Consider the following 19,199-nt stretch of genomic DNA (forward strand, 5'->3'; position numbering starts at 1 on the left):
TTATGGCACTATTATGGCTTGTCATTGTAGGGGGTATTATCATTGGCCTACAAGGTGTATGGTTTGGACGCCCGGCATTACGAAGGCTGAAGTATACACGTGAATTCAGCAAACTGCGCTGTTACGCAGGCGATGAGCTTGAGATGGTGGAGACGATAGCGAATGAGAAGCGGGTCACAGTACCCTGGCTGAGACTTGAGGCGATGATGCCCGGATCCTTTGTCTTTCGCAGTGGTTCAGGCATGGATATCAGTCAAGGTGATATCTACCAGAATCACAAAAGTATATTTACTTTGAAACCATTTACGAGAATTACACGCAAGCATCCGATTATGTGCAGTAAACGTGGTATCTACACGTTGAATACGGTGACCATGACAGGTGGAGATCTGTTTGGCGTCTGGCGTAATACCCAACCGATCCCTGTCCATCTGTCCATGATCGTATATCCATCGCTGGTCGCTGCTGAAGATCTGCCTGCCATTTACCAGGTGTGGCAGGGGGAGGTAGAGGTATCACGCTGGATCGTGGAGGATCCATTTCTTATTCTTGGCGTACGTCCTTACGGAGCAGGCGATCCCATGAACCGAATTCATTGGAAAGCAAGCGCACGTACAGGTGAGCTGCAGGTATACAAGCAAGGCTGGACAGCTGATCCACAGTCCTGGATTATTGTAAATATTCAGGAGTCGGAGGATATGTGGAGTGTAGTAACCCGACCTGAGCCGATTGAGCGTGCACTGAGCTATGCGGCAACGGCTGCAGCCGATGCGATTGGCAGAGGACTCCCTGCAGGATTCGCTCACAACGGCTATCGGGTAAATGGCGGGCGTGATCCGCTTCGAATTGAACCTGATTATGGCAACCCGCATCTGGAGCTGCTTTTGGAGGCAATGGCTGAAACCGAGTTGAAATGCATGGTTCCCATGGAACAGTTCCTGAATGATGAAGTGAAGCGCAATGAGGAAGCTCATCAGGCACGAAGCTATCTTTTAATTACGTCTTACGTTTCTACTGCCATGGAGCATGAGATTGCTCGCCTGCATGAACAGGGACACCGAGTAACCATTCTGCCTGTGGAGCCAGATCACATCGGTACGAAGAGCAACAAGGCGGTGAGTGCATGAGTGATCCGACTTGGGAAAGCAAATCAAGACTAGGGATGTCTCTGCTCGCGACGCTGCTAATTGGCGTTTATGTGTTTCCTTTGTTGACCCTTACTTCATTCTATGCAAACGGTCATTTTCCTTATATTCTGCTGATCATCTATGCTTTGGCAAGCGGCATCGGCGTGCTGCTTGGCCATAGGTTTCAAGGATTAGGAACCCGTATGTGGCTTCGGTTAGTTGGAGCTCTGCTCCTAGGGGTGGCTGTATCCCTTATTGTGGTTTGGATAGCTGGACATACGGGACCGGAATTAATCACAACTCTTCTGTGGGGGGCTCTATCAGCCTTTGTAGGATTGGCGCCAGAACCATCACTTCGCTCCACCTTGATGTGGAGATGGCAGATCTTCGGCGTTGTCGGGTCTATTATAGGAGGTATTTTCTCGCGTTGGTTCGAGCCCTTATTCCCATTGCAGACCTATGGAGGAACATTATATGCAACAGGCTTCATCAGTTTTGTTGCTTGTCTCCTTAATGTCTACAGTTCACAGCTGGATAGAGCCGTATTAAATGATGGCAAGAGAAAGATTGTGCTTCGGGAATTCAACAGAGCGAATCATCAGCGGTTGATATGGATGTTGTTAATCATTGCAGGTATCGGAGCATTTCCCAGTCTAGCCGCCTGGCTCGCTCCACTGCGGGATCGTCTGCTCGCATGGATCAGGGGATTAATAGGTCCGTCTTCCGATCCGCAGTTGCCCATGACACCAGACTCTGGTATTGACCCATCAAAGCTTCCAGGGAGAGTGACAGAGCAGTCAGAACCATCTGTTTTCTGGGACATGCTGGGATGGTTCGTTCTAGGTGCTTCTGCTGCACTGATTCTATGGCTTATCTTCAGATTGGGGCGTAAGACTATAAACCGTCTTATGGACCGATTGAGGGGGATGATGGAACCCAGGGAGCGGAGGGCCGAGCCGCGGACCGAATACATCGATATTAGTGAAACCCTGGAAACACCCGTGAGACCACGCAAACCCTGGTTCCGGAAAAAAGAAACACCCCCATCTCAGGAGGCCGAGCGCGTTCGTTACTACTACAGAAAATGGATAGATCAAGCCAGACAGCGAGGGGTCGAAATTGAAGCTGCACAGACTCCGCTGGAAGCAGCAGAGAAGATCCGGCATCACAAGCCATCTTCAGGCAAGCAAGATACGCAGAGATTTTCAGACATTTTAACAAGTACCTATAACGCGGTTCGTTACGGAAAAAAAGCTCCGAATCCTTCCGAGATGTCCGAGATTGATCAGAACTGGAAGTCTTGATAGAACCATTAGACCCAATAACGTGTTTATCCCTTTACTTTTCTTGTTACGTTCAAGTATCATGAGAGGAATACACAAGTTGGTCAGAAAAGGAGCAGACAAATGAAGACAAATCATTGCAAAATTGTAGATTGCACCATTCGTGATGGCGGATTGGTAAATAATTGGGACTTTAGCGTGGACTTCGTTCAACAGCTATATGCTGGATTGAATGAGGCAGGCGTTGATTATATGGAAATCGGTTATAAAAACTCGCCGAAACTGCTGAAAGGTGCCGAAGAAGCAGGACCATGGCGTTTCCTGAATGATGACTTCCTGCGCAAAGTGATCCCGCAAAAAGGAAATACCAAATTGTCTGCTCTGGTTGACGTCGGACGTGTGGACGAGAATGACATTTTGCCGCGCAGCGAGAGCATGCTGGATCTGATCCGTGTAGCCTGCTACAGCAAAGATGTGGACAAGGCTTTGGCCCTTGTTCAAACGTTCCATGATCGTGGATATGAAACAACCCTGAACATCATGGCTTTGTCCAATGTCATGGAGAACGAATTGCTCGAAGCCTTTGAATTGATCAAAGAGAGCTCTGTAGACGTTGTGTACATCGTTGACTCTTATGGCAGCCTCGACCATAACGACGTGAAGTACCTCGTTGAAAAGTTCAAAACCCATCTGCCAAACAAACGTCTCGGTGTTCACACTCACAATAACATGCAGCTTGCATTCTCCAATACGCTTGTCGCTGCAGAGCTTGGCGTCGAACTACTGGATGCTTCCGTATATGGTATGGGCCGTGCAGCAGGTAACTGCCCAACTGAACTTCTTGTGGCGCATCTGAAGGGAACGAAATATAACTTGCGTCCGGTACTTGGCGTATTGGAACAATTGATGGTTCCTCTTCGTGAAAAAGAAGAATGGGGCTACATCCTGCCATACATGATCACAGGAGCACTTGACGAGCATCCGCGTTCGGCAATGGCCCTGCGTTCGTCATCCGAGAAGGATAACGTCGTGGATTTCTATGATAAATTGACAACGCCTGAAGTGAATTTTGATAAATAATTTTTTCGGTAAACATCATAGAAGCAACGGTCATGTATCAGATTCTCCGCAATGCATTTTGTATGGAAAATAGTCTGAAATGCTGTTGCAAACTAAAGGGACATGGACTCCAATTGGAGATTCATGTTTTTTTAGTTCTTAGTGCCTTGTTTTTCTACGTGGATATGAATACATATTCCTATTTTCAACTATTTTTTAGTTCACGTCCGCAGAATTAAATGTTATTATGTACCAGATAGCATGTATTGGCATGTGAATTGAACGTTGGTAAATATTTATTGTCGAATGGTGTAATAATGAAAGTTTTCAAACCTGAACGTCATAGACGAGGGCTAAAGGTTATTCAGGATAGGTGATCCCGGGAAGGAAAAACAAGGCATGAAGGCAAATTCGCAAGATCAGAGAAAAGTGATATGGGTCGCACTAGGCGGCTTATTATGTTTCCTCGTAAGTCAATGGTATCGTTCCTCTGCAAGCTCTGATCTAATCATATCCGGATACCCAGTGCTGACGCTACTTGGCGGATTCGTTGCTGCTGCAGCCTGTATCGGTATTTACAACCAAAGCTGGTTGTTCCAGACCCAAAAGTTAACCCTGCGCAGAATCATGATTACAACGCTTTTTTTGTTGATCGGCCTGTTTGAATTAATTCATATCGTTTCATATGCGGAAGAGATGCCGAGTGGCGCGATGTTGGAATCAGAATTTTCCCTCAAAATGATGACGCTGGGCTCTGTGATCTGTGCAGTGGGTTTATTGCTTATTTATGCAGTGAGAGAAAAAGAGATTGCGTTACCGCGTAAATTTTTACTATTTAGCGGAACGCTGGGTACGTTTGTCCTGTTGTACACAGCGGGTGTTCAGGAATGGAGCTGGCTGCCCAAATTAACTCAGCAAGAAGTGCTAAGCGAAACGTTTATGAAAATTCACTTCTTGGTCGGTCTTCTTTACGGGATCACCGCATTTGTGTTGTATTTGAAGTGGAAGAAGGGTAAAGAGGGAGATTTGCCTTCTATTCTGTGTGGAGCCCTGTGCTTCTTCTACGGAGAGTGCTACTTGATTTCTGCAACGCAGATCAGCGACTTGAATCTGTTATTTGCATTGTGGATGAATTGTCTGGGATATTTCTTTGTACAAAAAGGACTATATACAACGGTAGTGGATACCCCGTTTCTGAAGCAGCAGGCTGCTGAAGCCAAAATGAACTATATTGCTCATCATGACGATGTAACGGGTCTGCCAAATCGCCGCCGCCTTTCCCAGAGACTCAAAAGATTGATGGATGAAGCAGTGAAACAGGACGAGCTCGTCGGTGTACTCGTTTTGAATATCAACCGGTTCAAAACGATTAACGACTCCCTCGGTCAGCAGGCTGCTAACCGTGTTCTTCGTCAAGTGGGGCAGCGTCTGAAGCAATCGTCTCTGCCGGGCGAAGAAGTGTATGGTCTTGGTCGGGACGAGTTTGTGGTCACGATGACGGACCTCTGGAATACAGAAAATGCTCTGCGCCGAACAAGATCGATTTTGCAGCTGTTTGAAAAGCCAGTCATGGTTGATGGCAACGACTATCATATAACGCTTGGAATTGGCATGGCCATATATCCCCATGACGGGGGATCACCAGAGGAAATCATTCAAAATGCGGATACTGCGCTTCATAACGCCAAGGAACAGGGGATCGAATTGAACCGGTATGCTCATGCAATGCAGATGAAGGCACAGGAACGACTGCAGCTGGAGAATGATCTGCGGAAAGCGTTGGATCGAGGTCAGTTTTATCTTGTATACCAACCACAGATCAATATCGCAAGTGGTTTAATCGTTGGTATGGAGGCTCTGGTACGCTGGCAGCATCCACAGCGCGGCGCAATTTCTCCTGCAGAGTTTATCCCACTGGCGGAAGAGAGCGGACTAATTGTACCGCTGGGCGAGTGGGTGCTTCGGGAGGCGTGTGCGCAGAACAAGCAATGGCAGGAAGCTGGATACCGCAAACTGTGTGTGTCTGTTAATCTCTCGATGAGACAATTCAGACATTCCCATCTGCTGGATAACATCAACGGCATACTGAGGGAAACAGGATTGGAGCCGGACTGGCTGGAACTGGAGATTACCGAAAGTATGACATTTGACAAAGATCGTGCGTTTGAACAACTTCGCAAAATTAAAGAGATTGGTGTGCAAATCAGTATTGATGATTTTGGAACAGGATACAGTTCGCTGCATTACCTGAAGGATCTGCCGATTGATCGGCTCAAAATTGACCGTTCATTCGTGAACGAAGTCATGGAGGATCGCAATAATGCAGCAATCGTCTCCACCATTACATCCATGGCTCATCATCTGCAATTGAAGGTGACAGCCGAAGGAGTGGAAAACGAGTCGCAGCTGGTGTTCCTTCGGGATCAGCATTGCCATGAAGCACAGGGATACTTTTTCAGTAAACCCATTGTGGCGGCTGATTTTGAAAAGCGGTTTTTACGAGATGTGGATAAACCTACAGGATAGCCATCAGACAGGAGCGGGAATCGCTTCTGTCTTTTTTGTTTGTCACCCAAAAGGAAAAAATGGGAATTAAAAGTTGCAAGGACCGGATGAACATGTTATATTAGTCTTTGTAAAAACCGTGTTAAGATTCTTAGGAACTTAACGGGACGTAGCTCAGCTTGGTAGAGCACCTGGTTTGGGACCAGGGGGTCGCATGTTCAAATCGTGTCGTCCCGATCGTCAATCGTGCGGGTGTAGTTCAATGGTAGAACTCCAGCCTTCCAAGCTGGTAGCGTGGGTTCGATTCCCATCACCCGCTTTATAAGTTGTAACACCCGAAACCCTTGGCCCACAAGGGTTTTTTCTTTTTTTAAAATATGTTGCTCGACATGCGACAATTGAGTCATGGGGCAGATCATGGGGCAAATTGCATCCTTTTTGGATTTAGGGATTCTAAAGGGGCAATTGCTGCACGATTGACCGTCTCTGACTCATGTGTATATCTATTTGTCGTCTCCAGCTTTGCGTGCCGTAGAAATTTCTGTATACTCCTTTGGTCTGCTCCGTGATCTCGTAGCAGCGTGGCAGCTGTATGCCTAAGACCATGAAGTTTTACATGTGGAAAGTCATTCTTTCTCAAAAACTCTGCCCAGGTTCGAGTAGGGGTGCTTGGATAATACATGACTCCGTTTCCGCTATGAAAAACGTATTGCTTTCCCTCACCAAGCCATTCTGTACATTTCATCTTTTCTTTCTTCCATTGACGTTCATAAAGCTTCAGTTCGTCCATGTACCACTTGGGCATTGGAACCCAACCCTCTGATTCGATTGTTTTGACTTCACTTTCAACCTTATTCCCATCCTTATCAACCGTGATTTGCTTCTCAATGAAGATCATGGATGAGTCGTAATCCAAATCAGTGAGCTCTACGGCCAAAAATTCGCCCCTTCTAAAGCCTCCAAGCATCACCCCGGTGAAATACAGCCTCCAACGATCAGGAAGCTTGTATAAGGCTAGTAGAAGCTCTGCGACCTCGGAAGTTGAGTAGCTTTGCTTAACATCCTTCATTTTCTTTTTTTCTTTCTTATTAGCTGTTGGGCGCTCAACGCCTTCCATTGGATCTCTGCTAATTATCTTCCATTCGTAAGCCTTGGCAAAAATGGACTTGGCGGCCTTATAAATGTTTAACTTGCTGTTTGTGGCCAGCTCAGTCCCCGTTCTCAAATTTTTGAGTTCGGAAAACCATTCTGCTAATTGAAGTGTTGTAATCTGGTCAATCCACGTATCTCCAAAAGAGGGGATTAACCTGGAATTAATAATGTTTACCGAATTCAGAACTGTCTCGCCACTCATATTCGGCTCAGCATAAATCTTTAACCATGTGGGAATGAATTCGGCGAAAGTCATTTTCTTTGATTTAGATCGTTTACCTTCGAGGTTACCGGAAATAACTTGCTCACTCCATTTTTCTTCTTCTGTAGCGAGCCATGCATACTTCTTTTTATCAGAGCGAGATTTTGCTATATCTTCTGGCATGTACACAGTAATCGATCGTTTAGGATTTTTAGCTTTAGACGGATCTCGCTCTACGATTTTGTACTTGTTACCTCCTAAATGTTCACTCCAGGCCATTGTTCAATCTCCTTTTCTAATTTCTTTATTGATTGAATATATTCCCTCTACAAGTTGATCACCCCCTTAAATGAAACGTATGTTCTGTTTTTATATATGTTGAATCGCCTCGTACCGAAGAAGGCGCAAGTTTACAAATACTTATGTAATTCAGCTGGAATCGAGCATCGGCGTAACAACTGTTCTCGGGTTTCTCCAGGCTCACTCTCGGAATCTGCCGTAAGTAGTTTAACTGCAAATTGATTAGCCTGGCGTTCATATTTACCTGCATTAAAGAAAGATTGTTCATCTAAAAAAAATCGGCTAATGCCGGGGTGAAGTCGATCATGAGCAAGTTCATGAGCACAGACAAACTTCTTCCAAGGGTCACTAAGGTCGGAATTAATTACGATGAAACGGCGCCTAAGTTTACGGTAATAGAGGCCCCGTGTGTTATTTCCTAAATCACAGTACCAGATTTTTATATTCAATCCTTCAGCAATAGCAAAGGGGTCATTTGTCTTGAATCGCTTTATAAGCCCTCGAACAATTTCGTCCATAGGCTACTCCTCTTTCTTTTTACGACCGTAAGTTTTTTTATTCTCTTTCTTAGCATCCCAGAACATGGCTTCCATGACACGCTTAACCTTTTCTTTATCTTCTTCGCTTATAGGCACTCCGTCAAACATGATAGGTTCATCTTCCTCGAGCATCTTTTTGAAATCTCTCATATCTTTGGCAGTTGCCCAATCTGGGGCTGCTTGAACGTTGTTGCTCTCAGGAGTAGTTAGGGAATCGACAGTTACATCTAAATACTTAGCAATTATTTGGATCAGATCTATTTTCGGACTTTTGGTTGTTCCATTTAATATTTTTGTAAGTGTTGTATACGGGATGCCTGTGTCTTTAGACACTCTGTAAGCTGTCAGGTCCTTTTCTTCCATAATTTTGGTTATCTTTTCGGACAGTTGCAAAGTCATTACCTCCATCACTATAACCTAATTCGGTTATAACCTAATGAAGTTATAATAAAACACAAAACGGAGATATGTCAAGATAACTAAAGCAAGCAGGAGAAAAAACATTATTATGTAACCCAAAACGGATATAATCAGATTTTACTGTAACCTAAAACGGAGATATTATGTGTTCAGGAGGTGAGCACATGGGGCTAGATATTGAGGCTAATATGAAAAGGCTGATTGATAAAAAGGATTGGACAATTTACCGCCTTTCAAAAGAAAGCGGAGTTTCATTAACAGTATTGTACAACATGGGGTCCAAAAAACAAGGCCCACATGCTGAAACACTTGTTAAATTGTCAAGTGCATTGGGCGTCTCACTGGACGAGTTGGTATTGGGGGTGTCTGATGATGCTGTCAACAACTGAGTTTATTGAAACTCTCCGGACAGAGATCAAGTTGGAGCTTAGAAATGAGATTTTGGCTGAGTTACAACCTGAGATTAATCGGAGGTTATACGCTAATGTGTTCGAATTTGCTGAAGCTTGCAGATATCTAAAGGTCTCAGACTCTACTCTTCGCCGAATGGTGAAACAGGGTGAGATCCCGTTTATTCGAAATCGATCTCTAATTCATTTCAGACAAATATCGTTAGATCGGTGGCTAGAGAGGAAGGAAACTGTTAATGAGCAAAGTTCTTGATTTAAGTGCATCGGATGTGATGGATTATTGTGCTCATCAGGAGTGTGGATCTGAAATTGTACACGGCCAGATAGCTGTTAGGCATGGACATGAACTTTTTTGTAGTATGGGCTGCATGGCCAAGTCCATCGGCGCTGTGACGATCACGGCTGGTGATTCGAATGAAACAGTGACTGAAAGGAGGTGAACAACTTGCCATTAATGACTGAACAACACTTTACAGCAGCCTGCGCCTTTTATCTGGCCCTTGCAAGCCAGATGCGCCGCAGTGGACATATCAAAGTCGCCACCCATGCGGACAAGCAGTATCGCACTTATCGTAGTCGTCTGGAAAGCAAAAAGCAGCCGATCGGATCCTACCCCGAATCAGCTGCTCAAATGTAAAACACTCTACCGCCAGTCTACACTGGCAGAAAGGAAATTGCAATGAGTATGAAAGCTACAGGTATTGTTCGCCGTATCGATGATCTTGGTCGAGTCGTTGTCCCTAAAGAACTTCGCCGGATACACGGCATTGAGGAAGGAGATCCGCTGGAGTTCTTCGTGGATGGAGACAAGATCATCCTTCGCAGGTATCAACCTGGGTGCTTCTTTTGTGGAAACGACGAAAGTCTGCACTTATTTCATGGTAAACAGATCTGTACACCATGTATTACAAAGGCAGTAGAGCTTACTAAAAACTAAAACCTATTAGGAGGACTTATATATGCAAAATATCGTTCCGATTCAAATCACATTTCAAGCTGTAAACGCTACTGACATTAAAAACCTAGTGCACGATCTGGCCGGTACACTGGGCGGTATGCCTAATGACTCACTGCCTACAGAGACAACGGTATCCACGGTTCCTACACAACCAGTACCGACTCTACAGCCTGCCCAGGCATCAGTGCAACAAGCTCCAACGCAACAACAAAATTACGGACAACAGCCGCAGTATGGGCAGCAGCCTCAATACGGTCAACAGCCTGGCTACAGTCAGCAACAGCCGCAGTATGGCCAACAACCAGAGCAACAGCAATACGGACAGCAGCCGACGGTGCAAGGCCAACCTGGTCCGCAGGATCAGCCGCAGTATGGCCAACAGCCTCCAGCACAGGAGCAAGGGGGCGTTCCAACGACAGCGCCAGCTTATACGATTGATCAACTTGGTGTAGCTGCTCAGCCGGTTATGGACGCAGGTAAAGGTCCTGAATTGATTGCATGGTTGCAGCAACAAGGGGTTGGCGGATTGACGCAGCTTGATCCTAGTAAGTATGGCGAGTTTGCCACCTTCCTGCGCAGTCTTGGGGGCCGGATCTAATGGCGGAAATTGCACATGCAGAGCGGGCACATGCTTTGCTGTCGGCCAGTGGGGCATCCCGCTGGCTGCAGTGCACGCCGAGTGCCAGGCTCGAAGCCACGCTACCTGATTCCGAGAGTGAAGCCGCCAAGCGCGGCACACTGGCTCATGAGATCGCAGAGCTGAAGCTGCAGAAGTTGTTCTCCGGTCTGACGACTCGAAAATACAACGCTGCCCTGAAGAAGTACAAAGCGGATGAGCTGTATGAGCCAATCATGGAGGAGCATACAAACGCTTATGTGGATTACATTCAGTCCATTGTTCACCAGTTTCCTTCGCCGCCTTTTGTGGGCATTGAGCGCCGCGTTGATCTGACCGACTTTGTACCGGAAAGCTTCGGAACGTCGGACTGCATTATTATCGGCAGCGGCCAGCTATATGTGACTGATTACAAGAATGGCCAAGGCGTTCCGGTGTCCGCTGAAAACAATTCACAGATGAAGCTGTATGCATTGGGTGCGTATAAGGCATTCAGCCTGCTATTTCCAATCGAAACCGTTCATGTGGCCATCGTTCAACCAAAGGTATGGGATCAGCCTTCTGAGTGGTCGTTGCCTGTAGGTGATCTGTTGTCCTGGGGCGAGTCGATCAAGCCGATTGCTCAGCAAGCGTTCAATGGGCTGGGTGAGTACGTTCCGGGTGCACATTGTGGATTCTGCCGTGCCAAAGCAACTTGCCGTGCCCGTGTTACGCAGATCATGGAGGCCGGAGCCAAAGCACCGATGAAGCCGCCGCTGCTCACCTGGGAAGAAGCTGCAGACGTGCTGAAAAGAGCTGAGGGGATTGTGAGTTGGTATTCCGATCTGAAGAAGCTTGCCCTGGCTGAATCTCTGAAAGGGGGGATCGTTCCCGGCTGGAAAGCCGTCGAGGGTCGGGGCAGTCGTGATTATGCGGATCTGGATGCTGCATTTAAGCACCTACAGGAAAAAGGCATCGAGGAAGCGATCCTGTATGATCGTAAACCGTTAACACCCCCACAGCTTGAGAAGGCACTGGGCAAGAAGGAATACCGCGAGTTGCTGGAGGAATCCGGCCATGTCGTTAGCCGCTCAGGTGCACCGACATTAGTCCCTGACGACGACAAGCGGCCAGGTATCACAAATCAGGTTAAACCAGAAGACGTATTCGGAGCACCACCAGAACAACCAAAAACTAATACAAGATAAGGGGACAAATCCATATGACAACTGAAACAGCAATTACAACAGGTGAAGTAAGACTGAGCTTTGTAAACTTGTTCACACCGCGTGCCAACCAACCAGGACAAGAGCCGAAGTACAGCACGACTATTCTGATTCCGAAAAATGATTTTGCCACGATGCAACGAATTAACGCAGCCATTGAAGCAGCGACGCAAAAAGGCGTATCCGGAGTATGGGCTGGGGCTCGTCCTGCTCAACCACGTACACCGATTCATGACGGTGACGGTGTTCGTCCGAACGGAGAGGCGTTTGGTCCAGAGTGCAAAGGCCACTGGGTCCTGACTGCAAGCAGCAAGCAACAGCAGGCCGTGGTGGGCCCAGACATGGGACCGATCATCGATCAGACTAAAGTCTACTCCGGAGTATATGGCCGTGTGAACATTAATTTCTTCCCCTACAGCAACAGTGGTAATAAAGGTATTGGCGCAGGCCTTGGTCCAGTGCAGATCCTGCGCGACGGTGAAGCCTTGGGCGGCCGGATCTCCGCTGAACAAGCTTTCGGGGGCAATGGAGGCAGTGTAGGTTTTGCACCGGCCCCAGCGCCGCAAGGTTATGATCAAATCCCGCCGCAACAGTACGGTCAACAACCGCCGCAACAGCCACAGTATGGCCAACAGCCTCCGGTGCAAGGTGGATATGGACAAGCACCTCAGCAACCTCAATACGGCCAGCAGCCACCAGCACAGCCTGGCTACGGTCAAGCGCCTCAGCAGTATAGTCAACCGCCACAACAAGGGTATGGTCAGCAACCACCGCAACAGCAGATTGATCCAATCACAGGCAAACCTCTTGGTGGGGGCATTTACGGGATCTAATTCATAGACATTCAGCAGAGGGGTTCTTCGGAGCCCCTTAACTTTACCAGAGAGGAGGCAGCCAGACCAATGACATGGCATCTTTCTATTGATATCGAGACCTACAGCAGCATTGACATTAAGAAAGCAGGCCTGTACCGATACGTTCAGAGTCCAGATTTTGAAATTCTATTGTTCGCTTATTCCTGGAATGGAGGCCAGGTTCAGATCATCGATCTGGCCAAAGGCGAAAGAATACCGAATGAAGTTATCCAGGCATTAAATGATCCAGAAGTCATCAAACACGCGTATAATGCGGCTTTTGAATGGTACTGTCTGAATAAATTTTGGCCTTCAGCTGTAGAGCAATGGCGCTGCACTCAAATCCACAGTTTGTACTGCGGATATCCTGCAGGTCTCGGCAAGGTAGGTGAGGCGCTTGGACTTCCCCAGGATAAGAAGAAGATGGGCGTCGGTGGTGCACTGATCCGGACGTTCTGTGTACCGATCAAGAAGCCTGCCAAGTCAACCGGATTCCGGAAGCGTACCCTTCCGCATCATGAACCTGAGAAGTGGGAGCTGTTCAAGCAATACTGCGTGGGTGACGTTGTAGCTGAGGTCGAAATTCTTCGGCGGTTATCGGTATTCCCGGTACCTGATCAGGAATGGGAGCTTTGGTTCTTGGACCAGCGCATTAATGCCCGAGGAATCGCCTGCGACCTGCAGCTGGTGGAAGGAGCATTGGCGGTCGATCAACAGATCACAGCCGAGTTGACGCAGGAAGCGGTACAACTCAGTGGTTTGGATAACCCAAAGTCAGTGCAGCAGCTCAAGAAGTGGATTTCCAAGGAAATTGGCGAAGAGGTCGAGGACCTGAAAAAGGACACCGTATCCGGACTGATCGACAACGTGGAAGAAGGCCGGGCCAAGCGCGTGCTGGAGATCCGCAGAGAACTGTCCAAGACCAGTACCAAGAAGTATGTGGCCATGGAGACAGTCGCCTGTGAGGATGGACGGGTCCGAGGACTCTTGCAGTTCTACGGAGCCAACCGTACTGGGAGATGGGCGGGCCGATTGGTCCAGGTCCACAACCTGACCAAGAACAAGATGGAGCTGGATCTACTGCAGTATGCTCGGCAGCTCGTGCAGAACAAACAAGTGAACTTACTAAAACTGATGTTCGGAAACGTGCCGGATACGCTCAGTCAGCTCATTCGGACAGCGTTTGTGGCTCCAGATGGGAAGAAGCTTAATATAGCTGACTTTTCAGCCATTGAGGCCCGAGTAATTGCCTGGCTTGCTGGAGAACAGTGGCGGCTGGATGTATTTGCTACCCATGGCAAGATTTACGAAGCTTCAGCCTCTGCTATGTTCGGGGTCCCTCTCGAACAGGTGGACAAGGATTTGCGACAACGGGGCAAGGTTTCTGAACTTGCTTTAGGTTACCAGGGCGCTTCAGGCGCATTGATCGCTATGGGCGCCCTAGATATGGGTCTCGAAGAGGATGAGCTACCTGAGATCGTCACGCGGTGGCGTAACGCCAATCGGCGCATCGTAGATCTTTGGTTCGGATTTGAGAAAGCGGCACTGAGCGTTATGGAGACCGGTCAGCCTGTGGGTGTAAGGGGGATCATCTTCGCTCGGGAGAGCCATCACGGTAATGGTTTGGACTTCTTTACGGTTCAGCTCCCTTCAGGAAGAAAGCTGTATTATGTGGAACCTCGTCTGGCCCAGAACGACTTTGGCAAACAGGCTTTGCATTACATGGGTCCGGATCAGAGGACAGGTAAGTGGTCGCTGATTAGCACGTATGGTGGGAAGCTTGTCGAGAACATTGTCCAAGCCATTGCACGGGATTGTCTGGCCGTTTCCCTTATTCGTGTGGAGCAAGCCGGTTATGACACCGTGCTGCATGTGCATGACGAAATTGGAATCGAATCGGCTCATCCGGAGGATCTGGATAAGGTTTTGGACCTGATGGCAGAACCGATACCGTGGGCACCCGGGCTGCCACTTAAAGCAGCCGGATTTACCACAGATTTTTATATGAAGGATTAGGGGGTGCTAGATTTAAGCATAAAATCAAAATAAGTGTAAATTCCTGAGCGAATTTTACTACGTGTGACAGGCCCAAATCCTGTTGCTTCCAGATCGTTAGTCACATAATCTATTAAATCTTCCAGACTTTCAACAGTTGCCATTTCATGTATTTTTAAATTCTTTTGGTTTGAGTACTTTTCCATGGACTTGAAAATTATCTTGTTTAAACGTGTAAGACTCGCCCAATCAGGGCGTTGGTTCTTCGGATAATCAGATCTTTGTGAAGATTTAATGACTGAGATATCATTCTGAATTTCCTTTAACGTTTGAATGAAAAACTCATTTACTGGAACTTCATCTTCTTGTATAGAAGCTACCTTAATAGTCCCGAAACTTTTCAAAAAGGAGGATTTATTTCCATCCTGGATCGATTCTTCGTGTGTTGCTCTTACTTTTTCAGAAAGCAGCTCTTTGAACTCAACAACAGATTTATATCTAAGATCTCTAGGGTATTGAAGGTGTTCAATTACCCCAGCATCAAATGTATAGTCGGTTTTATCATCTTTAATGATAATGGTTGGTTTATCAAAAGCCAGTCTCATTCCGAGTTCAAACATGACATTGGGGTTTTTACAACTTACGTCACAGATGATGATGTCAGACGTGTACAGCCCTTCAACAATGCGCTTATGGATAAGCCCGGAACTATCTCCTTCACTAACAATCTTAGGATTACTACTATAACCAGGCATAGAAGAGACAGCTTCGGTAATGATTCGTTTAACGTCTAGCCAGTGATCAGTTGAGCACCCATCAATAGGTGCAATAGGCATAACTAGTCCAATGTTTAAGAATTTAGTTTCTTCTGTCATAGAAACCTCCTAGTAATTTTTTACTAGGAACATTATACCAGTTGAGGATTTTAGTTAACAGTATGAATTAGTTTTATATAAATCAAACAGGAGGTCGGATAAAGCCGATGTTCGTCGATCTATATGTATTAGATATTCCTTGGGATATTGTCACAGATCATAGCGGCAAGGTGGTAGGTGAGGTGTACAAGCCTCTTCCGGATCCGCCGCCGAGGAAGAAGCAAAACAAAATAGCTGTTTTATCTACATCGGTTCAAGGAAAGCGGTGATTATTGTGGTAAATGTTGACTGGAAAATGACTATCGGATTTCCCGGAGCTGAGCGTGAAGGGACAGTTGAAATCGATCCTGTTGAATTAGAAGGTAAGTCTGAGGCGGAGCAGGATGAAATCATCTATAAGGAAATTTGGGATGACGCCATGCAGTATGTCGATGTATTCCCAACTAGGAGGTATGAGGGGGATGAGACATGAGACCTCTGACAGCTCAGGAAAAGAAGCAAATTGCTGATGTGAAGAAACGTGCAAATACAGCGATATCCAAGAAACGAATTCTGCTTGGTGCGCAGATCCGGGCGTGCACTGCTCCAGTCCAAATGCAACGGAAAAAGGAACTATTACTGCAGTTTGATGCTCTTTCTCCAGTTAAAGGTTATCCAGCTGTCATCAAAGACAAGGATCGTTCGATGATCATCGATTATCAGCTATTACGAAGAGTAACCCGTTCGCTGAAGCATCGTTGTGTGGATATCCGATTGGATCCAGGTGGCCTGTTGACGATTCAGCATGAAGACCCAACCAATAGTCGTAATCGCGGCGAGCTTGAGCTTTACGAGATACCACCTTGGCAACAATGTGCACTTACGGATTTACCTGTTATAGAGATTGATTAAACTAGGAGGGCTGCTCTATGCGTAAAGCAAAGTTGATTGTATACGAAACGGTCAAAAGCAAACACGAAATCGAGGTTTCGATACCAGATGATATGGCTGAAGATGAATTTGGAAACAAGCTTTATAAAGCTGAGAGGGCTTCAGAGGATTTGAAAGATTTGTTCTTCTTGCTGAAAAAATACGGTGTTTTGACACCTGGCACTATAGATCGGGATCCAAAGTTAATAACGGGATCTGACGTGAACGTATACGACTATCGGGTTATTGAAGAATCGGATTAAACCAGGAGGCAGGCGTCATGCATTTTGACAGACAACTAACTATTTCAAGCGCCGGGACCAGACACAGCACAAACTGGCAGACGCAAACGGCCTATTGGTCCGAGATCGTCGAGCGTTTACGGACTGCTGTACGGGGTTCGGAAACGTTGGCGGAATACTTGCAGCTGCCTAAGAGCAAACAGGATGACCTGAAGGACGTTGGCGGCTTTGTCGGTGGCAGTCTGTCAGGCGGTCGCCGGAAAGCCAACGCGGTCATTGGCCGGGATCTGGTTACGCTTGACCTTGATAATATCCCTGCAGGCGGGACGGCGGACGTGCTTCGCCGCCTGGATGCCCTGGGCTGCGGCTATGCCGCGTACAGCACGAGAAAGCATGAAGAGAACCGTCCGCGACTTCGGGTCGTTGCTCCGCTGGACCGGATGGCCACAGCGGATGAATATGAACCTCTTGCCAGGAAGCTGGGCGAGATCATCGGGATCGGGCTTTGTGATCCGACCACGTTCGAAGCTTCTCGGCTGATGTATTGGCCGAGCTGCAGCGTAGACAGTCAGTATGTATTCACTTTCGGGGATAAGCCTTTCCTTTCGGTAGATGGACTGCTGGGTATTTATGCAGATTGGCGCAATGTGGCTTCGTGGCCACAAGTGCCAGGTACCGGTCAGGCTCATGTGCGTCTGGCAGCGAAGCAAGGAGATCCCACCGAGAAGCAGGGTATGGTCGGAGCTTTCTGTAAGGTCTACGACGTGCCGGCAGCCATTGAGGCCTTTCTGCCAGGTGTCTATCTGAATACGGATGACGGCAGCGGCCGGTTAACGTATGTGGGTGGGTCGACGACAGGCGGTGCGATCATTTATGACGATGGCCAGTTCTTGTTCTCACATCATGCTACGGATCCAACAGGTGGTCGCCTGGTAAACAGTTTTGACCTGGTACGTCTGCATAAGTTCGGCGACCAGGACGACGAGGCGAAGCCAGGAACACCGACGAATAAGCTGCCGTCTTACACGGCCATGATGGACTTCGCTATGCGCCAGGAGCCCGTGGCGGGGCTGCTCATGCAGGAACGGCACCAGAAAGCTACTGCGGCATTTGCTGATTCTCCTGCGTTGCCGGCAGAGCCTGAGGACATGGACTGGATGCGGCGGCTGGAGTTCAACAGTAACGGTGTGTACCTGAAGACGGTAGACAATGTGCTTATCGTGTTGGAGCATGATCCAGCTTTAAAGGATAAGATCGCGTTTGATGAATTTGCGAATCGGGGACTGGTCCTCGGGTCTCTTCCGTGGGATCCCAGAGAGGATCGGCGGCCGTGGGCCAGCTCTGACGATGCCGGTATTTATCACTATATCGAAAAGGTGTATGGGATCGCTGTGGATGCCAAGATCAATAACGCATTAACCCTGATTACGCACAAGAAGCGGTTCAACGATGTGCGGAGGTACCTGGAAGGGCTGACGTGGGACGGTGTTCCGCGATTGGATACTCTGTTTACGGATTACCTGGGTGCAGAGGACAGCTTGTACACAAGAGCCGTGTCCCGGAAGTCCTTCACGGCTGCTGTCGCTAGAGCCATGGAGCCAGGTGTCAAATGGGACTATATGCCGATTCTGGCGGGGCCCCAGGGGTTAGGGAAATCAACGTTTCTGCGGTACATGGGCAAGGACTGGTATTCGGACAGTTTGACTACATTCGAGGGCAAGGATGCTATGGAACTGATCCAGGGCATATGGCTGAATGAGGTTGGGGAGCTGACGGGTATGAGTAAGTCTGAAAGTAACGCCGTTAAGCAGTTCCTGAGTCGGACAGAGGATATTTACCGTGAAGCTTATGGAAAACGGACGATGCCCTATCCGCGGCGCTGCGTGTTTTTCGGAACAACGAATGACAGTGAGTTTCTTCGGGATCGGACAGGCAACAGGCGGTTCTGGCCCATTGATGTAGGTGTCCTGAAACCAACGAAAAGTGTCTTTCGGGATCTGCAGGGTGAAGTTGATCAGATTTATGCCGAAGCTTTTGTACGATGGCAGCTGAACGAGCCACTGTATCTGTCAGGTGATATCGAAGAGTTGGCCAAAGAGCGCCAGGAGGCGCATAGGGAAAGTAACGCAAAGGAAGGTATCATACAGGCTTTCGTAGATCGGCCAGTTCCGGAAGATTGGCAGAAACGTGATTTGCCGACGAGACTGATTCATTGGTCCGGTGAATTCGGGAAGCCCCATGAAGGCGAGGGAGGCCCCCGAGACCGGATATGTGCTGCAGAGATATGGTGCGAATGTTTCCGATCAGATATCAAGTACATGAAGCAGACGGATACAAGGGAAATCAACGGCATTTTGTCCAGCATGCCAGGTTGGGAAGAGTATCGGGGGAGATTCGGTCCTTACGAAATCCAGCGAGGATTTAAACGGAAGGTTGTTGACACTGGGGCGTGACAGATTGATTTTTCGGGTGTGACAGTTGGTAAAGTGTCAATTTTTCCTTTGTGACAGTTTTCAGAGTGTCAACCCGAGTGTCACACCAACTGTCA

22 protein-coding genes and 2 tRNA genes are annotated in these 19,199 nt (G+C 47.7%); 20 read left to right on the forward strand and 4 right to left on the reverse strand.

Annotation, left to right across the window (positions count from 1 at the left end; all coding sequences use genetic code 11):
- The first annotated feature begins 2 nt into the window (after nt 1-2).
- The 6 genes from PIL01S_RS21850 to PIL01S_RS21875 all read left to right on the forward strand — a co-directional run bounded on the left by PIL01S_RS21850 (nt 3) and on the right by PIL01S_RS21875 (nt 6,293).
- Nucleotides 3-1,127: a DUF58 domain-containing protein gene (locus PIL01S_RS21850; RefSeq protein ID WP_127539352.1), complete on the forward strand. Its 1,125-nt coding sequence runs from the start codon at nt 3-5 to the stop codon at nt 1,125-1,127.
- Nucleotides 1,124-2,431: a DUF4129 domain-containing protein gene (locus tag PIL01S_RS21855; protein ID WP_127539353.1), complete on the forward strand. Its 1,308-nt coding sequence runs from the start codon at nt 1,124-1,126 to the stop codon at nt 2,429-2,431. The genes PIL01S_RS21850 and PIL01S_RS21855 overlap by 4 nt, the downstream gene beginning before the upstream one ends.
- A 102-nt stretch (nt 2,432-2,533) precedes the next feature.
- The gene (locus tag PIL01S_RS21860) at nt 2,534-3,490 is read left to right on the forward strand and encodes an aldolase catalytic domain-containing protein (RefSeq protein ID WP_127539354.1); all 957 of its coding nucleotides are present in this window, start codon (nt 2,534-2,536) and stop codon (nt 3,488-3,490) included.
- Between the two features lie 378 nt (nt 3,491-3,868).
- Complete coding sequence (locus PIL01S_RS21865) at nt 3,869-5,995, forward strand: bifunctional diguanylate cyclase/phosphodiesterase (protein WP_127539355.1); 2,127 nt, start codon at nt 3,869-3,871, stop codon at nt 5,993-5,995.
- 142 nt (nt 5,996-6,137) lie between these two features.
- A tRNA-Pro gene (locus tag PIL01S_RS21870) sits at nt 6,138-6,211 on the forward strand.
- 11 nt (nt 6,212-6,222) lie between these two features.
- Nucleotides 6,223-6,293, forward strand: a tRNA-Gly gene (locus PIL01S_RS21875).
- 96 nt (nt 6,294-6,389) lie between these two features.
- Here PIL01S_RS21875 and PIL01S_RS21880 read toward each other — a convergent pair.
- The 3 genes from PIL01S_RS21880 to PIL01S_RS21890 all read right to left on the reverse strand — a co-directional run bounded on the left by PIL01S_RS21880 (nt 6,390) and on the right by PIL01S_RS21890 (nt 8,560).
- Entirely contained in the window at nt 6,390-7,607 is a 1,218-nt protein-coding gene (locus PIL01S_RS21880; RefSeq protein WP_127539356.1) for a tyrosine-type recombinase/integrase, read from the reverse strand.
- 131 nt (nt 7,608-7,738) lie between these two features.
- Entirely contained in the window at nt 7,739-8,146 is a 408-nt protein-coding gene (locus PIL01S_RS21885; RefSeq protein ID WP_127539357.1) for an ImmA/IrrE family metallo-endopeptidase, read from the reverse strand.
- 3 nt (nt 8,147-8,149) lie between these two features.
- The gene (locus tag PIL01S_RS21890) at nt 8,150-8,560 is read right to left on the reverse strand and encodes a helix-turn-helix domain-containing protein (RefSeq protein WP_174818722.1); all 411 of its coding nucleotides are present in this window, start codon (nt 8,558-8,560) and stop codon (nt 8,150-8,152) included.
- A 191-nt stretch (nt 8,561-8,751) separates the two neighbouring features.
- Here PIL01S_RS21890 and PIL01S_RS21895 point away from each other — a divergent pair, with 191 nt between their 5' ends.
- The 9 genes from PIL01S_RS21895 to PIL01S_RS21935 all read left to right on the forward strand — a co-directional run bounded on the left by PIL01S_RS21895 (nt 8,752) and on the right by PIL01S_RS21935 (nt 14,646).
- Complete coding sequence (locus PIL01S_RS21895; RefSeq protein ID WP_127539358.1) at nt 8,752-8,976, forward strand: helix-turn-helix domain-containing protein; 225 nt, start codon at nt 8,752-8,754, stop codon at nt 8,974-8,976.
- Nucleotides 8,960-9,250, forward strand: a complete 291-nt coding sequence (locus PIL01S_RS30080; protein ID WP_127539359.1) for a helix-turn-helix domain-containing protein — start codon at nt 8,960-8,962, stop codon at nt 9,248-9,250. Before PIL01S_RS21895 ends, PIL01S_RS30080 begins: the two co-directional genes overlap by 17 nt.
- Nucleotides 9,234-9,437, forward strand: coding sequence for a hypothetical protein (locus PIL01S_RS21905; protein WP_127539360.1), 204 nt, complete (start codon nt 9,234-9,236; stop codon nt 9,435-9,437). The genes PIL01S_RS30080 and PIL01S_RS21905 overlap by 17 nt, the downstream gene beginning before the upstream one ends.
- Nucleotides 9,438-9,442: 5 nt before the next feature.
- Nucleotides 9,443-9,634: a hypothetical protein gene (locus tag PIL01S_RS21910; RefSeq protein ID WP_127539361.1), complete on the forward strand. Its 192-nt coding sequence runs from the start codon at nt 9,443-9,445 to the stop codon at nt 9,632-9,634.
- Nucleotides 9,635-9,682: 48 nt separating this feature from the next.
- Nucleotides 9,683-9,934: an AbrB/MazE/SpoVT family DNA-binding domain-containing protein gene (locus PIL01S_RS21915; protein WP_127539469.1), complete on the forward strand. Its 252-nt coding sequence runs from the start codon at nt 9,683-9,685 to the stop codon at nt 9,932-9,934.
- A 22-nt stretch (nt 9,935-9,956) separates the two neighbouring features.
- Nucleotides 9,957-10,553, forward strand: a complete 597-nt coding sequence (locus tag PIL01S_RS21920; protein WP_127539362.1) for a hypothetical protein — start codon at nt 9,957-9,959, stop codon at nt 10,551-10,553.
- Nucleotides 10,553-11,758: a DUF2800 domain-containing protein gene (locus PIL01S_RS21925; protein WP_127539363.1), complete on the forward strand. Its 1,206-nt coding sequence runs from the start codon at nt 10,553-10,555 to the stop codon at nt 11,756-11,758. Before PIL01S_RS21920 ends, PIL01S_RS21925 begins: the two co-directional genes overlap by 1 nt.
- Nucleotides 11,759-11,772: 14 nt before the next feature.
- The gene (locus tag PIL01S_RS21930) at nt 11,773-12,609 is read left to right on the forward strand and encodes a DUF2815 family protein (protein WP_127539364.1); all 837 of its coding nucleotides are present in this window, start codon (nt 11,773-11,775) and stop codon (nt 12,607-12,609) included.
- Nucleotides 12,610-12,678: 69 nt separating this feature from the next.
- Nucleotides 12,679-14,646: a DNA polymerase gene (locus PIL01S_RS21935; RefSeq protein WP_127539365.1), complete on the forward strand. Its 1,968-nt coding sequence runs from the start codon at nt 12,679-12,681 to the stop codon at nt 14,644-14,646.
- Here the strand turns inward: PIL01S_RS21935 and PIL01S_RS21940 are convergent.
- A complete protein-coding gene (locus PIL01S_RS21940) occupies nt 14,643-15,500 on the reverse strand; it encodes an RNA helicase (protein WP_127539366.1) in 858 nt (285 codons plus the stop codon). The genes PIL01S_RS21935 and PIL01S_RS21940 overlap by 4 nt on opposite strands.
- Before the next feature lie 107 nt (nt 15,501-15,607).
- Between PIL01S_RS21940 and PIL01S_RS29575 the strand changes: the two genes are divergently transcribed.
- Genes PIL01S_RS29575 through PIL01S_RS21955 form a run of 5 tightly spaced genes read left to right on the forward strand, consistent with a single transcriptional unit; the run spans nt 15,608 to nt 19,104 of the window.
- Entirely contained in the window at nt 15,608-15,769 is a 162-nt protein-coding gene (locus PIL01S_RS29575; RefSeq protein WP_164764304.1) for a hypothetical protein, read from the forward strand.
- Nucleotides 15,766-15,972 (forward strand): DUF7167 family protein, encoded by a 207-nt coding sequence (locus tag PIL01S_RS29580; protein ID WP_164764305.1) that lies wholly within the window; start codon nt 15,766-15,768, stop codon nt 15,970-15,972. Before PIL01S_RS29575 ends, PIL01S_RS29580 begins: the two co-directional genes overlap by 4 nt.
- Nucleotides 15,969-16,391, forward strand: coding sequence for a hypothetical protein (locus PIL01S_RS21945; protein WP_127539367.1), 423 nt, complete (start codon nt 15,969-15,971; stop codon nt 16,389-16,391). The genes PIL01S_RS29580 and PIL01S_RS21945 overlap by 4 nt, the downstream gene beginning before the upstream one ends.
- 17 nt (nt 16,392-16,408) lie before the next feature.
- On the forward strand, nt 16,409-16,672 hold the full coding sequence (locus PIL01S_RS21950) for a hypothetical protein (protein WP_127539368.1): 264 nt from the start codon (nt 16,409-16,411) through the stop codon (nt 16,670-16,672).
- A 17-nt stretch (nt 16,673-16,689) separates the two neighbouring features.
- Nucleotides 16,690-19,104 (forward strand): virulence-associated E family protein, encoded by a 2,415-nt coding sequence (locus PIL01S_RS21955; protein ID WP_127539369.1) that lies wholly within the window; start codon nt 16,690-16,692, stop codon nt 19,102-19,104.
- Nucleotides 19,105-19,199 lie beyond the last annotated feature (95 nt).

The organism is Paenibacillus illinoisensis NBRC 15959, from assembly GCF_004000925.1.
Classification (GTDB): Bacteria; Bacillota; Bacilli; order Paenibacillales; family Paenibacillaceae; genus Paenibacillus; species Paenibacillus illinoisensis.

What these genes read in the sequence shown, in the direction of transcription:
- PIL01S_RS30080 (WP_127539359.1), top strand. Translation starts at nt 8,960, where the DNA reads ATGCTGTCAACAACTGAGTTTATTGAAACTCTCCGGACAGAGATCAAG.
- PIL01S_RS21855 (WP_127539353.1), top strand. Translation starts at nt 1,124, where the DNA reads ATGAGTGATCCGACTTGGGAAAGCAAATCAAGACTAGGGATGTCTCTG.
- PIL01S_RS29575 (WP_164764304.1), top strand. Translation starts at nt 15,608, where the DNA reads ATGTTCGTCGATCTATATGTATTAGATATTCCTTGGGATATTGTCACA.
- PIL01S_RS21945 (WP_127539367.1), top strand. Translation starts at nt 15,969, where the DNA reads ATGAGACCTCTGACAGCTCAGGAAAAGAAGCAAATTGCTGATGTGAAG.
- PIL01S_RS21880 (WP_127539356.1), bottom strand. Translation starts at nt 7,607, where the DNA reads ATGGCCTGGAGTGAACATTTAGGAGGTAACAAGTACAAAATCGTAGAG.
- PIL01S_RS21930 (WP_127539364.1), top strand. Translation starts at nt 11,773, where the DNA reads ATGACAACTGAAACAGCAATTACAACAGGTGAAGTAAGACTGAGCTTT.
- PIL01S_RS21925 (WP_127539363.1), top strand. Translation starts at nt 10,553, where the DNA reads ATGGCGGAAATTGCACATGCAGAGCGGGCACATGCTTTGCTGTCGGCC.
- PIL01S_RS21915 (WP_127539469.1), top strand. Translation starts at nt 9,683, where the DNA reads ATGAAAGCTACAGGTATTGTTCGCCGTATCGATGATCTTGGTCGAGTC.
- PIL01S_RS21935 (WP_127539365.1), top strand. Translation starts at nt 12,679, where the DNA reads ATGACATGGCATCTTTCTATTGATATCGAGACCTACAGCAGCATTGAC.
- PIL01S_RS21950 (WP_127539368.1), top strand. Translation starts at nt 16,409, where the DNA reads ATGCGTAAAGCAAAGTTGATTGTATACGAAACGGTCAAAAGCAAACAC.
- PIL01S_RS21940 (WP_127539366.1), bottom strand. Translation starts at nt 15,500, where the DNA reads ATGACAGAAGAAACTAAATTCTTAAACATTGGACTAGTTATGCCTATT.
- PIL01S_RS21895 (WP_127539358.1), top strand. Translation starts at nt 8,752, where the DNA reads ATGGGGCTAGATATTGAGGCTAATATGAAAAGGCTGATTGATAAAAAG.
- PIL01S_RS21905 (WP_127539360.1), top strand. Translation starts at nt 9,234, where the DNA reads ATGAGCAAAGTTCTTGATTTAAGTGCATCGGATGTGATGGATTATTGT.
- PIL01S_RS21860 (WP_127539354.1), top strand. Translation starts at nt 2,534, where the DNA reads ATGAAGACAAATCATTGCAAAATTGTAGATTGCACCATTCGTGATGGC.
- PIL01S_RS21885 (WP_127539357.1), bottom strand. Translation starts at nt 8,146, where the DNA reads ATGGACGAAATTGTTCGAGGGCTTATAAAGCGATTCAAGACAAATGAC.
- PIL01S_RS21865 (WP_127539355.1), top strand. Translation starts at nt 3,869, where the DNA reads ATGAAGGCAAATTCGCAAGATCAGAGAAAAGTGATATGGGTCGCACTA.
- PIL01S_RS21955 (WP_127539369.1), top strand. Translation starts at nt 16,690, where the DNA reads ATGCATTTTGACAGACAACTAACTATTTCAAGCGCCGGGACCAGACAC.
- PIL01S_RS21850 (WP_127539352.1), top strand. Translation starts at nt 3, where the DNA reads ATGGCACTATTATGGCTTGTCATTGTAGGGGGTATTATCATTGGCCTA.
- PIL01S_RS21920 (WP_127539362.1), top strand. Translation starts at nt 9,957, where the DNA reads ATGCAAAATATCGTTCCGATTCAAATCACATTTCAAGCTGTAAACGCT.